The organism is Hymenobacter antarcticus (assembly GCF_039539545.1).
Classification (GTDB): Bacteria; Bacteroidota; Bacteroidia; order Cytophagales; family Hymenobacteraceae; genus Hymenobacter; species Hymenobacter antarcticus.
On record NZ_BAABDI010000003.1, the window covers coordinates 229,068 to 242,850 of the forward strand.

Here is a 13,783-nt window from a genome sequence, read left to right on the forward strand (position 1 = left end):
AAGATAGTACCGGTTTCATGGTTAACAGGGGACTAATTGCTGCCGCAGCTTTTCCTGCACGCGGTGCATTTTCACGCGCACATTGTTCTGGGTGATGCCGAGGATATCGGCCATCTCATCATAAGGCCGGTCTTCGAGGTAGAGCAGGATAAAGGCCTTGTCAACTTCCGAGAGCCGGCCAATGGCCCGGTAGAGGGCGGCCCGGTCGTCGGCATCGAAGCCCGTTTCGGGGGCCTGGGCCACGGCCAGGGCTTCCGCATTCAGCTCCGTCGGGGCCGGGCGGCGGGTGCGCTGGCGCAGGTTCGAGATGGCCACGTTCAGCGCGATGCGGTAGAGCCAGGTGCTGAGTTTGGCCCCCGGCTGCGGCACGTAGCGCGGCCACGCCCGCCACAGCTGCAACACCATTTCCTGGAACAAGTCCTGCCGGTCGTCGGCATCCTGGCAATAGAGCCGGGCCACGCGCCGCAGCAACGGCTGGTACTCGTGCAGCGTGGCAACAAAATCGGCAGAGGGTGCGGCAGACATGTGAGGCAGTGGTTTCGAGTAGTTAATCGCCAAGCCGAACCCGGGCATTACAGCGGCAACCAAAAAATATTGCGAATATAAATTTTTCAGCTGCGGGTGTAATGCCACCCGGCTACCGGCGATGTATCACCCAAAACAATCCTTCTCGTCCTCATCTGCTTCGTGAGAAACCCATACGTCATCGCTGGTATCGTCTTTGGAATGGGAAGCCTCTCTCAAATCCTGGTCGGCAATTATTTTGCCGCGTTGGCTACGGGCTTGTTCGCCGCTGGCCTGCTGCTCTCCAATATCGTCTATTTGCCTTCGCCCACCAAAGTTGCTATCAATTCGCTGCGCAACTGGCGCAACCTGACTGCCATACTGTTGGTAGCGTCCTCAATAGGTCTGTTCGGCTACGACATCGGCCGCGCTTTGTATCAAGCCATCCACAAGCCAACTGCTGAAACAACCGCCAAATAAACCATTAATACCTACTCTTTTCTCACCTTTTTTCTGTAAAATATGCGTTTTTCAACCCTTTCCCTCGCTGCTGCCCTGCTACTGGCCAGCCCCCTGGCACACGCCCAAAAGGCTGCAAAAGCCCCCAAAACAGCCGCACCTACGGCCACCAAATCCCTGCTCTGGGAAATTTCGGGCAACAAGCTCGCCCAGCCGTCCTACGTATTTGGCACCATTCACCTGCTCTGCGCTGACCAACTGAAAGTAAGCGAAGCGGTAAAGAAGGCCATCGGCAACTCCCAGCAAGTGGCCCTGGAGCTGGACATGGACAGCCCCACCATGGCCGAAGAAATGCGCAGCCAGCTGATGCTGCCCCCCGGCCAAACTGTGCAAGGCTGCATGACCAAGGAAGAGTATGCCCTCGTGAACGACTACTATACCAACGAGCTAAAGATGCCCTTCGCCCAGATGGGTACCATGAAACCGTTCATCCTCTCCACCTTGCTCTATCCCAAAATGCTGGGCTGCCCGATGGGAAGCTACGAAATGATGCTGGTGGAAATGGCCAAGGCCAAGCAAATGGAAGTCATCGGCCTTGAGACAATAGCCGAACAAATGGGCCTGTTCGATAAGATTCCTTGCCAGAAACAAGCCCGCCTCCTGTCCGATATGGTCGCGAAACGAGGCGAAGCCCAGCAGGAATTTCGCGCCCTGCTCCAACTCTACCAGGCCCAGGACGTGGAAGGCCTCCTGAAAATGTCGATGGACAGCCAGTTCGGCATGGAGGAGTTCGAGGATATGCTCGTCACCAGCCGCAACAAGCGCTGGATACCACTAATTGCGCAGCAGGCCGCCAGCAAACCCACGTTTTTTGCCTTCGGCGCGGCCCACCTGGGCGGCCCAAGCGGAGTACTGGCGTTGCTCCGGCAGCAAGGGTACCAAGTGAAGCCTGTGTTGTAACCCTTAAATAAGTCCGCTGATTCAATAAAAAGCCCGCCTTCCTCAATTAGGAAGGCGGGCTTTTTATTGAATCAGCGTTTGAGCTTTCCAACGCGCGGACTCTCAAAGTCCACGCTACAGCAGCACTTACGCGAAGTACTCCTTCACTTTTTCGAAGAAGCCTTTCTCATTCTTGCCGGGGTGCGGCGTGAAGTTGTCCGAGTCGCGCAGCTTCTCCAGCAGCTCACGCTCCTGGTTGCTCACGTTTTTGGGCGTCCACACGTTCAGATGAATGAGCTGGTCGCCACGGCCGTAGCCGTTCAGGTCCTTGATGCCCTTGCCGCGCAGGCGCAGGATTTTGCCCGGCTGGGTGCCGGGGTCCACCTTAATTTTTACTTTGCCCTCGATGGTCGGCACTTCCAGGCTCGCGCCCAGGGCCGCATCTACAAACGAGATGTACTGCTCGAACATGATGTTGTTGCCGTCGCGCTTCAGGAATTCGTGCGGCTCCTCCTCAATCTGAATGAGCAGGTCGCCGGGCACACCGCCGCGCTCGGGGAAGTTGCCTTTGCCGTTCATGCTCAGCTGCATGTCGTTGGCCACGCCGGCGGGGATGTTGATGGGAATCACCTCTTCGTGCAGCTGCCGGCCTTCGCCTTTGCACACGTCGCAGGTGCTCACAATGGTTTTGCCCTCGCCGTTGCAGGTGGGACAGGTGCTGGAGCTCACCATCTGGCCGAGCATCGTGTTAACCACGCGCTTGGTCTGGCCCTGGCCCTGGCAGGTGGCGCAGGTTTTGAGGTCGGTGCCGTTTTTAGCGCCGGTGCCGCTGCACGGCTGGCAGGCCACGTAGCGCTTCACCTTGATTTTCTTCTCCACGCCGTTGGCGATTTCCTCAAGGTCGAGCTTCAGCTTGATGCGCAGGTTCGAGCCCTTGCGCTGCCGCCGGCCGCCGCCCTGCCGCCCGCCGCCGAAGAACCCATCGCCGCCGAAAATATCGCCGAACTGTGAGAAGATGTCCTCCATGTTCTGGGGTCCGCCGCCGCCACCGTTGCCCATGCCCTGGTGGCCGTACCGGTCGTAGCGGGCCCGTTTCTCAGGGTGGCTGAGGACTTCGTACGCCTCGGCCGCTTCCTTAAACTTGTCTTCCGCCGATGGGTCGTCGGGGTTTTTGTCGGGATGATACTTGATGGCCATCTTCCGGTAGGCCGACTTTATTTCGTCCGCCGCCGCGTTTTTGGCAATGCCTAGTATTTCGTAATAATCGCGCTTCGTAGCCATCTGTGTGGTTGTATCCGAACGTCATGCTGAGCTTGCCGAAGCATCTCTACCGGAGGAGTAACTAGTTACTTACGCGGTAGAGATGCTTCGACAAGCTCAGCATGACGTGCTTTAAATTGTTCTAAACCTTAAATTTACTGCCCCAGCACCACCTTAGCGTGGCGAATTACCTTATCACCTAAATAATAACCCTGTTCTACCACATCCACGATTTTCCCTTTCAAGTCGTCGCTGGGGGCCGGAATCTGGGTAATGGCCTCGTGCAGCTCGGCATCGAAGTCGCCACCCTTGGCCTCCATGGCGGTCAAACCCTTTTGCTGCAAGGTTTTGTTCAGCTTACTCTGAATTATTTCGATGCTTTCGCGCACGGCGTTGGCGTCGGTGGTAGCGGCCGTGGCGGTGCGGGCGCGCTCAAAATCGTCGAGCACCGGCAGCAGGGCTGCCATCAGTTCCTGACTGGCGGTTTTGAACAGCTCAATCCGCTCCTTGGTGGTGCGGCGCTTGTAGTTCTCAAACTCGGCGGCTAGGCGCAGGTACTTGTCTTTGAGGTCGGCCAGCTCAGCATCGGTGCGGGAGGCCTCGGGCTCCGGCGCGCCGGTGGCCGTCATGTTCGGGTCGGTGATTTCGCCGCCTTCGCTATCGGCCATTTCGCCAGCGGTGTGGCTGGGGTCGGCGGTCAGGTTGTCGTCCTGGGGCAGGGTGTTCTCGTTAGCCATTTGCGGAAATATTCGTCGAAAGGGGTTTTTCACGGGGTTAGCCGGTTAGTCAGGCTGCGGGCGCAATTCACTTGCCAAAGGGGCGGCGGCTGCCATAGTGGCATTAGCGGCATTTGAATGCAAAACAGCGACTATCTTGCCGTAGTAGCTTCAAACCGGAAATCATGACGCTCTATGAAAGTTCGTCTCACTCGCGAAAGTGTTGCAATGGGCGATGATGATGATGCGCCTCATCACTGCGAAATTACGGTGGCTGACGACGCAAGCTTACTGGCCATCATCAAAGTCGTTCTTCAGTCACACTATTTAGCTTCCATTGCTGAAGGCAAGGCAACGTGGACTGTTATTTCCCGCATTCCAATAGCAATTGTGGCCCAACAGTGGGCGGAGCCACGAATGCTGACTCCAGTATCATCTTTATCTAGTTTGAATTTTTTGGGTAATGTGCTTTCTATGCACTTCGATTATCGCGTGCAACAGGACCCGGATTTAGTGTACGAGGAGTTTCAGCGTGTGCATTCAAGGCATCCCTATCGGTAATCCAACAAGAAGCTATTGCGACTGCGCGCCACTGAACTACTCGTGCAGCGCCTTCCAAATCATGTCCTTCAGCTGCACGATATTCTTATTCGCCAGGCTGGAAATGAACATGGACGGCACATCGGCCGGGAGCGTCTGACGGATTTCGGCCTCCAGCTCCTCGTCAATCATATCCGATTTGGTGATGGCCAGCAGGCGCTTCTTGTCCAGCAGTTCGGGGTTGAACTGCTCCAGCTCGCCCAGCAGGATTTGATATTCGGCGGCGATGTCGGGGCTGTCGCAGCTTATCATGAAGAGCAGGATGGAGTTACGCTCGATGTGGCGCAGGAAGCGGGTGCCCAGGCCCTTGCCCTCGGCCGCCCCCTCGATGATGCCGGGAATGTCGGCCATCACGAAGGATTTGTAGTCGCGGTAGGCCACCACGCCCAGGTTGGGCACCAGGGTGGTGAAGGCGTAGTCGGCAATCTTGGGCTTGGCGGCCGACACCACGGAGAGCAGCGTGCTCTTGCCCGCGTTGGGAAAGCCCACGAGGCCCACGTCGGCCAGCAGCTTCAGCTCCAGGATGATGATGGCCTCGATGGAAGGTTCGCCGGGCTGCGCGTAGGTCGGGGCCTGGTTGATGGAGTTTTTGAAATGGTCGTTGCCCCAGCCGCCGCGCCCGCCGGGCACCAGCACCAGCCGCTGGCCATGCTCAGTTATCTCCAGAATCTGGGTGCCGTCGGGGTCGCGGGCCACGGTGCCGAGGGGCACTTGCAGCACGATATCATCGCCTTGCGCGCCGCTGCGCAGGTTTTCGCCCCCACCATCACCGTCTTTGGCAAATACGTGGCGCTGGTACTGCAAGTGCAGCAGCGTCCAGTGCTGCGAGTTGCCTTCGAGGATGATGTGGCCGCCCCGGCCGCCGTCGCCGCCATCGGGGCCGCCGTTGGGCAGGCCCTTGGCCCGGAAAAAGTGGTGCGAGCCCGCGCCGCCTTTGCCCGAGCGGCAGATGAGTTTAACGTAGTCGATGAAGTTATTGGAGGCCACGGGAATGGGTATTTGATGTAAAAGAACTGTCATCCTGAGCGTAGCGAAGGACCTTATCACGTTAGGGCTGGCGGTAGAACAGACGTTCCAAAGCCGGTTATTCTAACGTGATAAGGTCCTTCGCTACGCTCAGGATGACAGTCGTATTAAAAGATGACAGTCGTATTAAAAACGTAAAGTTACGCCTTTACTTCGTTGGTCGCGGCGGCCGGGGTTTCGGGCTTGGCGGCCTGGTGCTGGTCAATCAGCCCACAAACCTGACCGAAAATATCGTCAATCGGGCCAATGCCGTTGAGGGCGTGAAATTTATTTTGGGCGGCGTAGTAGCCGGCCACCTGGGCGGTTTCGGTGTTATACACCGTTACACGGCGGCGGATTTTGGTTTCGTCCTGGTCGTCGGGGCGGTTGCTGGTTTTGCCGCGCTCCAGCAGGCGGGTCACCAGCTCTTCCTCCTGCACTTCGAGCGCAATCATGCAGCCGATGTGGGTGTTGTGCTCGGCCATGAGGCGGTCGAGGCTCTCGGCCTGGGCCACCGTGCGGGGGAAGCCGTCGAAGATGAAGCCGCCGGCCTGGGGGTTGGTTTCCAGAGCACTGCCAATCATGCCGATAACCACGGCATCGGGCACGAGCAGACCCTCGTCCATGAGCTTTTTGGCGGTGAGGCCGAGCTCCGTGCCCTGGGCAATCTGGGCCCGTAGCAGGTCGCCGGTACTCAGGTGCACGAGGTTGTAATGGGTGATGAGTTTCTGGCTCTGGGTTCCTTTACCGGCACCGGGCGGGCCAAACAGCACGATATTCAACATGAACAAGAAAGTTGCGCGAGGGAGAAGGTTTGGTGGGTTTGGGCAAGTTAATCAATCGGTAACAAAGAGCCGGCTACACGGCCACGTACACGTCGGGCAGGTTGCGCCCCAGGCCATCGTAGTCAAGGCCATAGCCCACTACAAAGTCATTGGGAATTTCCAGCGCCACGTAGCGCAGGTCGAGCTCGTGCCGCAGGCTGGCCGGCTTATAAAACAAGGTGGCAATCTCAACCGAGGCCGGGCCTTTGGCCAGCAGCGTGGGCAGCAAGTGGTGCATGGTAGTGCCCGTATCCACAATATCTTCGATGATAATGATGTGGCGGCCCCGTATGTTTTCGCGCAGGCCCAGCACCTCCTGCACCACACCGGTACTATCGGTACCCTCGTAAGAGGCCACCCGGATAAAGACAATCTCGCAGGGCTCGGTCATGCGCTTGAGCAGGTCCGAAGCAAACATGAACGCCCCCGTGAGCACCACCACGAACAAGGGCTCGCGCCCGGCATAATCGGCGCTCAGTCGGGCTGCCAGGGCACTTACCGCTTCATCGAGCGCAGCGGCGGGCAGGTAAGGCCGGAAAACTTTATCGTGGATGGTAACGTGCGATTGGCCCATTCGGCGCGGGGATAATGAGCCGCAAAGTTAGCTATGGATGTCTGAACCGCGGATTTATCGGATTAGTCGGATTTTGTGGCCGGGTGCTGTTTAATTACCGACGAGAAAGCCTTTATGTACGCTCATCCTGCTTAATTGCCCGATGCTAAAGCAGCGGGCAGCTTACTACCCGTTCTATTCACCCACGTAACCTGGACGAGAAATAAGCGCGGCTGCTTTGGGAAAAGCAGCCGCGCTTATTTCTCGTCGGCAATCAAACAGCACCGACCACAAAATCCGACTAATCCGATAAATCCGATAAATCCGCGGTTCAGATTAGTGGTTCAGCACCGTGAGAATGACCCTGGCAGCGGCCGGGGCAATGCTTTCGGCGTAGCGCACGCGGGGCTGCACGGCCGTTTCGATGCGCTCGGTGGCTGGACGCGCCGGGGCCATGCCACGCTCGCCGCCTTTCTCAGCAATGTGAGGCGCGATGACCAGCGACACAATGCTCATGAGCTTGATGAGGATGTTCATGCTCGGGCCGGAGGTATCCTTGAACGGGTCGCCGACGGTGTCGCCGGTCACGGAGGCTTTGTGGGCATCTGAGCCTTTGTACTGCATCACACCGTTCACCATCACCCCTTTTTCAAAGGACTTCTTGGCGTTGTCCCAGGCGCCACCGGCGTTGCTCTGGAACATGGCCATCAGCACCCCGCTCACCGTGACGCCGACCAGCAAGCCGCCCAGCACTTCGGGCGAAGATGCGTTCGAGAACATGCCCCGGCAGCCAAACCCAACGATAATCGGCGTAAGCAAGGCAATGGCTCCCGGCAAAATCATTTCCCGAATAGCCGCCTGGGTCGAAATATCCACGCACTTTTCATACTCCGGCCGGCCGGTACCTTCCATAATGCCCGGAATCTCGCGGAACTGACGGCGCACTTCCTGCACCATGGCCATGGCGGCCCGGCCCACGGCGGCAATGGCCAGCGAGGAGAAAATGAAGGGAATCATAGCCCCGATAAATACGCCCGCCAGCACGGGAGCCTTGCTGATATCGATGGACGTAATGTTGGCCGTGCCCATAAAGGCGGCGAACAGCGCCAGCGAGGTCAGCGCTGCCGAGGCAATGGCGAATCCCTTGCCGGTAGCGGCGGTGGTGTTGCCCACGGCATCCAGAATATCGGTACGCTCGCGCACTTCCTTGGGCAGCTCGCACATTTCGGCGATGCCGCCGGCGTTGTCGGCAATGGGGCCGAACGCATCAATGGCCAGCTGCATGGCGGTGGTGGCCATCATGCCGGCGGCGGCAATGGCCACGCCGTATAGACCGGCTGCTTCGTAGCTCAGCACAATGCCGGCGGCCAGCACCAGAATGGGCAATACCGTCGATTCCATGCCCACGGCCAGACCGCCGATGACGGTGGTGGCGTGGCCCGTGCTGCTTTGCTGAATGATGCTATTGACCGGGCGCTTGCCCATGGCGGTGTAATACTCCGTGATAATGCTCATCAGCGTACCCACCACGAGGCCTACCAACACGGCATAGAATACGTGCAGCGCATCGAAGCTGATGCCCCGAATGGTGAACGTGCCAGCGGGTAAAATCCACATGATGAGGCCGTAAGAGGCAACGGCGGAAATGGCTACCGAAATGTAATTGCCCAGGTTGAGGGCGGCCTGCACGTTGCCTCCCTCCTTCACCCGCACGCACAGAATGCCGATGAGCGAGGCCAGAATACCCATGCCCGCAATGGCCATCGGCAGGAAAATGGGCGAGAGGCCCCCGAACTGGTCGTTGGTCACGGTTACTTCGCGGCCCAGCACCATGGTCGCCAGAATGGTAGCCACGTAGGAGCCGAACAGGTCAGCGCCCATACCGGCTACGTCGCCCACGTTGTCGCCCACGTTATCGGCAATGGTGGCGGGGTTGCGAGGGTCGTCCTCGGGGATGCCGGCTTCCACCTTACCCACGAGGTCAGCGCCCACGTCGGCCGCCTTGGTGTAGATGCCGCCGCCCACGCGGGCAAACAGGGCAATGCTTTCGGCCCCGAGCGAGAAGCCGGTGAGGACTTCCAGGGCTTTTTCCATCTCCATGCCATTGGCGATGCCGCTGGGCACGAATATTTTATAAAAGACAATGAACAACGACCCGAGACCAAGAACGGCCAGGCCGGCCACGCCCATGCCCATCACCGAACCGCCCGAAAACGACACATTGAGCGCGGTGCTGAGGCTGGTTTTGGCCGCCTGCGCGGTCCGAACATTGGCCTTGGTGGCAATTTTCATCCCGATAAAGCCGGCCAGGGCCGAGAACACGGCCCCAATCAGAAAGGCGATGACGATGACGGGACTGGAGTTGCCGCTCGTGCTGCCCAGGTAGAACAGGAAGGCCCCCGCGATGAGCCCAAACAGGGCCAGCACCTTGTATTCGGCTTTGAGAAAGGCAATGGCACCATCGGCAATGTAGCCGGCAATGGTGGTCATGCGCTCATCGCCAGCGTCTTGCTTAGTCACCCAGCCGGCCCGCAGCCAGGTGTAGAGCAAAGCGAATATGCCCAGTGCGGGCACAGCGTAAAGGTATGGGGTCATAAAACGAGAAAAAGAACGGAAAAATGTGAAAGTGTGCGTTTTCGGTCCGCAAAATAGCGGAAATTGCTACGAAAACCACTTTCCCGTTCAGGTCCCGCGAAAAAAGACCGTAACCGCGGATGCGCCAGCCGCCGCAAAGCTGATTTACAGCGGGCCGGCCGTTGGGCTACAAGGCGGTGGTCTACGGTTAGTTGACGAGGCAGGAACGCGCCACGGCGCGCTCGTCGTCTACGCCGGTCGCCTCCGGTTATTCAACGATTGAACGCGCCATGGCGCGTTCCTACCGCACCTGGCTTTGGACCACCGCCGACTACAATTCCTCCAGCAGCACGCGGTATAGCGCCAGCATACTCTCAATGTCGCGCTTGTCCACCAGCTCGTCGGGCGTGTGCACATGGTCTTCGGGGGCCCCGATAAAGCACCAGTCCCAGGGGGCGGCCGCGTGTTGCAGCTCCTTGGCATCGGAGCCGCCGCTGCCTTCTACTTCCAACTGGTGCGCAATACCCGAAGCCGCCGCAATGGCCCGGATACGGTCGACGTAGGCCCGGCGCGGGATGAGCGAATCGCGCAAAGAAATGGCGCAGCCCAGCCCGGCATGTACGCCTTCGGTAACCCAGGTAATATCCGAAATCAGGGCCTGCCGCACGCCGTAGGTTTCGTAGATGAACTTGGCCAGGTAGGCCACCGAGCCGCCGCCGTGCTCTTCCCAGCATGAAAAGGCCACGATGCCATGCTCCAGCGTTTCGCAGAGGCGCAGCGCATTCCACACGCCGAGGCGGTTGTCGAGGTAGCAGCTTTGGACGGTGGTCGCCGTCTCGCGAAAGTCGCAGTAGAAGGTGAGCTCGGTGCCCCGGTCAATGTCGCGGTGGAACGCGTAACCCAGTTCACCCGTTTCAGCGTCAACAGTTAATGTACAATCTACCAGTCCTTGCGAATCCTGTCCCACCAATCGGTAGCCGGCCTCTACTTGCGGACCGCCAATGCGTACCAGTTGCCGGCCATAGCGCACTGTGAATCCGATGCTGTCGAGGTGAGCGAAAACGGCCGTGCGCGGCTGACCAAAAACCAGCAGGATGCAGTCCTGAAACCGGTCATCGGCGATGATTTCGGGCCGATGCGCCCAGTTGGCCTGGTGTTGGTGGATGTAGTTCAGGACAAACCGGGTGAGGGCGGCTTCGTTGCCGGCGGGGGCCGGGACCCGGCAGAGGGAGTGCAGCAGTTGCATGGGCAAAGGGAATTTCGCTCAAAGCTAGGCCAAAGTCCGTACTTTAGCAGGCCCGTAAATGGGCCCCAACCAATAATCGGTTCACGGTTTGGGTCTGCCTTCTACAATCGATTTATGCTGCGTACGCTGTTTTGTGTCTGCTTAGGGCTGCTTATGACGCCGCTGCTGGGCCGGGCCCAGGCACCCGATACCACCCGCACACCACCGCCCATCCCCACGGTGGCCCTCGATTCGGTGGGCGTTTTGCCTTCGGCCGTTGATACCAAGGGCTGGCTCCTGCTCGATAAAGACATTCAGCAGGAGCTGGACGGCGCGGTAAATAACATCTACAATTTCAAGTACGACCGGGCCGAAAAGCAATTCCGCTCCCTGCGGCGGCGCTACCCCAACCACCCCATGCCCTACTTCCTGCTGGGCCTGAGCACCTGGTGGAAAATTATACCCACGCAGTTTCAGACGCTGCAATACGACAAGGCCTTTTTCGCCTACATGGATACGGCCGTCACCAAGGCCCAGCGCCTGTACGATGTCGACAATAATAATTACGAGGCCAGCTTTTTCCTGTCGGCCTCCTACGGGTTTTCGGCCCGGCTGCACGGCGAGCGCCACGACTGGCGCAAGGCCACGGTGGATGCCCGCCGCTCGCTCAACTATCTCAAAAAGAGCCAGGAAGCGAATGGCCTGAGTCCGGAATTTCAGTTCGGGCAGGCGCTGTTCAACTATTACTCGGTTTGGATTGGCGAAAACTATACCCTGCTCAAACCGGTGCTGCTCTTCTTTCCCAAGGGCGACAAAAACATGGGCGTTAAGCAGCTGCGCAGCGTGGCCAACAACGGTTTCTACACCGCAACCGAAGCCCGGGTTTTTCTCATGCGCATCCTCAAAAACGAGGAAAACAATGCTGAGGAGGCCATGCCCGTGGCCAAGTACCTCGCCACCACCTTCCCCGACAACGGCTATTTCCAGCGCTTCTACGCCTTACTCGCCTACGACCAGGGCGAGTTTGCGGACTGCGAGCGGGTAAGCCGCGAAATTCTCGACAAGATTAACCGCGGCATGCCCGGCTACGAAGGCATCAGCGGGCGCTACGCCAGCTACTTCCTGGGCTACCTGATGCAAAACCGCTACCGCGATATGGCCAAGGCTAAGGACTATTTCCAGCGGTGCATCGTATTCTCCGAGAGCACCGGCGATACTTCGGGCGGCTTCTACCTCTTCTCCAACGTAAACCTGGCCCGCATGGCAGTGAAGGCAAAAGACAACGCGGCCGCCAAACGCTACTATACCGTAATACTGGACAAGGCCGACCGCAAATCGGAGCAGCATAAGGAGGCTAAGAAATTTTTATCAGCCCAGAAGAAATGATGCTATTAACAGTATTTATGTCGTTAAACGACATAATATTAACCCCTATTTATCTAGGTATCCTATACATTATAGCGTTTGCGCTTCGTTCGAAGGTAACGAACGTTTACACAAAGAAATATTATATTCCTGCTCTTACCGTAAAGTTTGTTGGAGCCATTGCTTTCGGCTTGATTTATGAATTTTATTACCACGGCGGCGACACCAGCGGCTACTACGCCGAAGCAAATCGGGTGTATGAGATTTTCGGCAATAATTTCTCGGAAGGTTGGCAGTTGATGACTACCTCGGTAGGCGACACAAGTGCTGCCACCCTGAAATACGGCGGTAGATTCACCTGGTTTACCCATGCTCCCACCGAGGACTATGTGGTGCGGCTATGTGTGGTACTGGCGTTGCTCAGCTTCAGCACCTACAGTGTCATGGCGCTGATGTTCGCGGCCATGAGCTTTAGCGGCATGTGGGTGATGTATATGACGTTTATCAAAATTCGTCCTCAACTCTACAAGCAGTTCGCCACCGCCGTCCTATTTATCCCGTCGGTATTCTTTTGGGGCTCGGGCGTAATGAAAGACTCCCTTTGCATCGGGGCCTTGGGCTGGGTGTTCTATTGCTTTTATCGAGGCGCTATCGAGAAGAAAAATATTCTGCGGTCAACCATAATTGGCTTTCTGGCCGCCACGCCAATCATCGCGACAAAGGTGTATATTCTATTGGCATTTCTGCCCCCGGCTTTGCTATGGGTGTTTAATGAAAATAGTGCCCGCATTAGCAATAAAGGGCTACGCATGGTAGCTAAACCATTTTTATTGGCTATTGGTGGTGGCCTCGCCTTTTTCGCCGCTACTAACCTTACTGCTGGCGATGCCCGCTTCGATGTCGAAGAGATTGGAGAACGCAGTAAAATAACGGCCGACTACCTGTACGCCACGAGCATAGCGCAGGAAGGCTCTGCCTATAACATTGGTCAACTCGACGGCTCCATTGGCAGCATGGTAAAGATTAGCCCCCAGGCCATCGTTGTGACGCTGTTTCGGCCCTTTCTTTGGGAGGCGCGGAACCCGATTATGCTGTTGTCGGCATTGGAAGCCCTGTTCTATTTGTTCTTCACGGCGCGGGTCCTGTATCGAACTGGTGTAGCCAAGAGTTTTGGCATAATCGGTACGACTCCTATCCTCACGCTCTGCTTTGTCTTTTCATTAATTTTCGCGGCTTCCGTAGGCATTTCGAGTAGTAATTTCGGCACCTTAGTGCGCTACAAAATCCCACTATTGCCGTTCTATATGTGCGGCCTGCTCATTACCGAAGACATCGGCCGTTTAGTACGGGCCCGTCGCCCCGCTTAATGTTAGTAGCGCCGTTGAGTACTCAACCATAAGTAACCGAGTACAGGAACGTCATGCAGAGCGTAGCGAAGCATCTCGCTTGTGGAAGCAAATCAATTATTTAGCTAAGCGAGCGAGATGCTTCGCTACGCTCTGCATGAGTGCTTAGAAATAAGTAAGGCCGTCTACTCCTTCGATAGGAACAGGCGGCCTTACTTATTTGGATTAGTCATCAAGAGGAATTAGTTATCCTCGAAAACCTGACAGTAAATACTGACTATTCGCGTACTCTACCCCACGATTTTTACAGTTATTTGATGGTGAGTAACTTGCCTAATCAGCCAGTTCAATAAAGCATCGACCATTCGGGCTATTTTGGTTCCGGTTTTGGCAGCGGGGCGGGTGAGTTGGCG

The 13,783-nt window shown here is 57.3% G+C and carries 13 protein-coding genes; 5 read left to right on the plus strand and 8 right to left on the minus strand.

The window, feature by feature from the left end:
- Positions 1 to 21: 21 nt before the first annotated feature.
- The gene (locus ABD819_RS04355) at positions 22 to 525 is read right to left on the minus strand and encodes an RNA polymerase sigma factor (protein WP_345121373.1); all 504 of its coding nucleotides are present in this window, start codon (positions 523 to 525) and stop codon (positions 22 to 24) included.
- A 162-nt stretch (positions 526 to 687) separates the two neighbouring features.
- On the opposite strand from ABD819_RS04355, the gene ABD819_RS04360 reads away from it, so the two are divergent.
- Positions 688 to 984 carry a hypothetical protein gene (locus ABD819_RS04360; protein ID WP_345121375.1) on the plus strand — a complete coding sequence of 99 codons (297 nt, stop codon included), beginning with the start codon at positions 688 to 690 and terminating at the stop codon, positions 982 to 984.
- A gap of 42 nt (positions 985 to 1,026) precedes the next feature.
- Positions 1,027 to 1,923, plus strand: coding sequence for a TraB/GumN family protein (locus ABD819_RS04365; protein ID WP_345121377.1), 897 nt, complete (start codon positions 1,027 to 1,029; stop codon positions 1,921 to 1,923).
- A 126-nt stretch (positions 1,924 to 2,049) separates the two neighbouring features.
- Here the strand turns inward: ABD819_RS04365 and dnaJ are convergent, their stop codons facing one another.
- On the minus strand, positions 2,050 to 3,183 hold the full coding sequence (gene dnaJ, locus ABD819_RS04370; RefSeq protein ID WP_345121379.1) for a molecular chaperone DnaJ: 1,134 nt from the start codon (positions 3,181 to 3,183) through the stop codon (positions 2,050 to 2,052).
- Positions 3,184 to 3,317: 134 nt separating this feature from the next.
- Entirely contained in the window at positions 3,318 to 3,899 is a 582-nt protein-coding gene (locus ABD819_RS04375) for a nucleotide exchange factor GrpE (protein WP_345121381.1), read from the minus strand.
- 174 nt (positions 3,900 to 4,073) lie between these two features.
- On the opposite strand from ABD819_RS04375, the gene ABD819_RS04380 reads away from it, so the two are divergent.
- Positions 4,074 to 4,439: a hypothetical protein gene (locus tag ABD819_RS04380; protein WP_345121383.1), complete on the plus strand. Its 366-nt coding sequence runs from the start codon at positions 4,074 to 4,076 to the stop codon at positions 4,437 to 4,439.
- Between the two features lie 36 nt (positions 4,440 to 4,475).
- Here the strand turns inward: ABD819_RS04380 and obgE are convergent, their stop codons facing one another.
- The 5 genes from obgE to ABD819_RS04405 all read right to left on the minus strand — a co-directional run bounded on the left by obgE (position 4,476) and on the right by ABD819_RS04405 (position 10,680).
- Positions 4,476 to 5,465 carry a GTPase ObgE gene (obgE, locus tag ABD819_RS04385; RefSeq protein WP_345121385.1) on the minus strand — a complete coding sequence of 330 codons (990 nt, stop codon included), beginning with the start codon at positions 5,463 to 5,465 and terminating at the stop codon, positions 4,476 to 4,478.
- Positions 5,466 to 5,644: 179 nt separating this feature from the next.
- Positions 5,645 to 6,268: an adenylate kinase gene (locus tag ABD819_RS04390; RefSeq protein WP_345121387.1), complete on the minus strand. Its 624-nt coding sequence runs from the start codon at positions 6,266 to 6,268 to the stop codon at positions 5,645 to 5,647.
- A gap of 73 nt (positions 6,269 to 6,341) precedes the next feature.
- A complete protein-coding gene (locus tag ABD819_RS04395) occupies positions 6,342 to 6,881 on the minus strand; it encodes a phosphoribosyltransferase (RefSeq protein WP_345121389.1) in 540 nt (179 codons plus the stop codon).
- Between the two features lie 315 nt (positions 6,882 to 7,196).
- Positions 7,197 to 9,455, minus strand: coding sequence for a sodium-translocating pyrophosphatase (locus ABD819_RS04400; protein WP_345121391.1), 2,259 nt, complete (start codon positions 9,453 to 9,455; stop codon positions 7,197 to 7,199).
- A gap of 310 nt (positions 9,456 to 9,765) precedes the next feature.
- Positions 9,766 to 10,680, minus strand: a complete 915-nt coding sequence (locus ABD819_RS04405) for a M20/M25/M40 family metallo-hydrolase (protein WP_345121393.1) — start codon at positions 10,678 to 10,680, stop codon at positions 9,766 to 9,768.
- Positions 10,681 to 10,833: 153 nt separating this feature from the next.
- Between ABD819_RS04405 and ABD819_RS04410 the strand changes: the two genes are divergently transcribed.
- Together ABD819_RS04410 and ABD819_RS04415 are read left to right on the plus strand one after the other, a co-directional pair.
- A complete protein-coding gene (locus ABD819_RS04410) occupies positions 10,834 to 12,045 on the plus strand; it encodes a tetratricopeptide repeat protein (RefSeq protein WP_345121395.1) in 1,212 nt (403 codons plus the stop codon).
- 17 nt (positions 12,046 to 12,062) lie between these two features.
- Positions 12,063 to 13,391 carry a hypothetical protein gene (locus ABD819_RS04415; protein ID WP_345121397.1) on the plus strand — a complete coding sequence of 443 codons (1,329 nt, stop codon included), beginning with the start codon at positions 12,063 to 12,065 and terminating at the stop codon, positions 13,389 to 13,391.
- Positions 13,392 to 13,783: the final 392 nt, after the last annotated feature.

What these genes read in the sequence shown, in the direction of transcription:
- ABD819_RS04375 (WP_345121381.1), bottom strand. Translation starts at nt 3,899, where the DNA reads ATGGCTAACGAGAACACCCTGCCCCAGGACGACAACCTGACCGCCGAC.
- ABD819_RS04365 (WP_345121377.1), top strand. Translation starts at nt 1,027, where the DNA reads ATGCGTTTTTCAACCCTTTCCCTCGCTGCTGCCCTGCTACTGGCCAGC.
- ABD819_RS04400 (WP_345121391.1), bottom strand. Translation starts at nt 9,455, where the DNA reads ATGACCCCATACCTTTACGCTGTGCCCGCACTGGGCATATTCGCTTTG.
- ABD819_RS04415 (WP_345121397.1), top strand. Translation starts at nt 12,063, where the DNA reads ATGTCGTTAAACGACATAATATTAACCCCTATTTATCTAGGTATCCTA.
- ABD819_RS04390 (WP_345121387.1), bottom strand. Translation starts at nt 6,268, where the DNA reads ATGTTGAATATCGTGCTGTTTGGCCCGCCCGGTGCCGGTAAAGGAACC.
- ABD819_RS04355 (WP_345121373.1), bottom strand. Translation starts at nt 525, where the DNA reads ATGTCTGCCGCACCCTCTGCCGATTTTGTTGCCACGCTGCACGAGTAC.
- ABD819_RS04395 (WP_345121389.1), bottom strand. Translation starts at nt 6,881, where the DNA reads ATGGGCCAATCGCACGTTACCATCCACGATAAAGTTTTCCGGCCTTAC.
- ABD819_RS04410 (WP_345121395.1), top strand. Translation starts at nt 10,834, where the DNA reads ATGACGCCGCTGCTGGGCCGGGCCCAGGCACCCGATACCACCCGCACA.
- ABD819_RS04405 (WP_345121393.1), bottom strand. Translation starts at nt 10,680, where the DNA reads ATGCAACTGCTGCACTCCCTCTGCCGGGTCCCGGCCCCCGCCGGCAAC.
- ABD819_RS04380 (WP_345121383.1), top strand. Translation starts at nt 4,074, where the DNA reads ATGAAAGTTCGTCTCACTCGCGAAAGTGTTGCAATGGGCGATGATGAT.
- dnaJ (WP_345121379.1), bottom strand. Translation starts at nt 3,183, where the DNA reads ATGGCTACGAAGCGCGATTATTACGAAATACTAGGCATTGCCAAAAAC.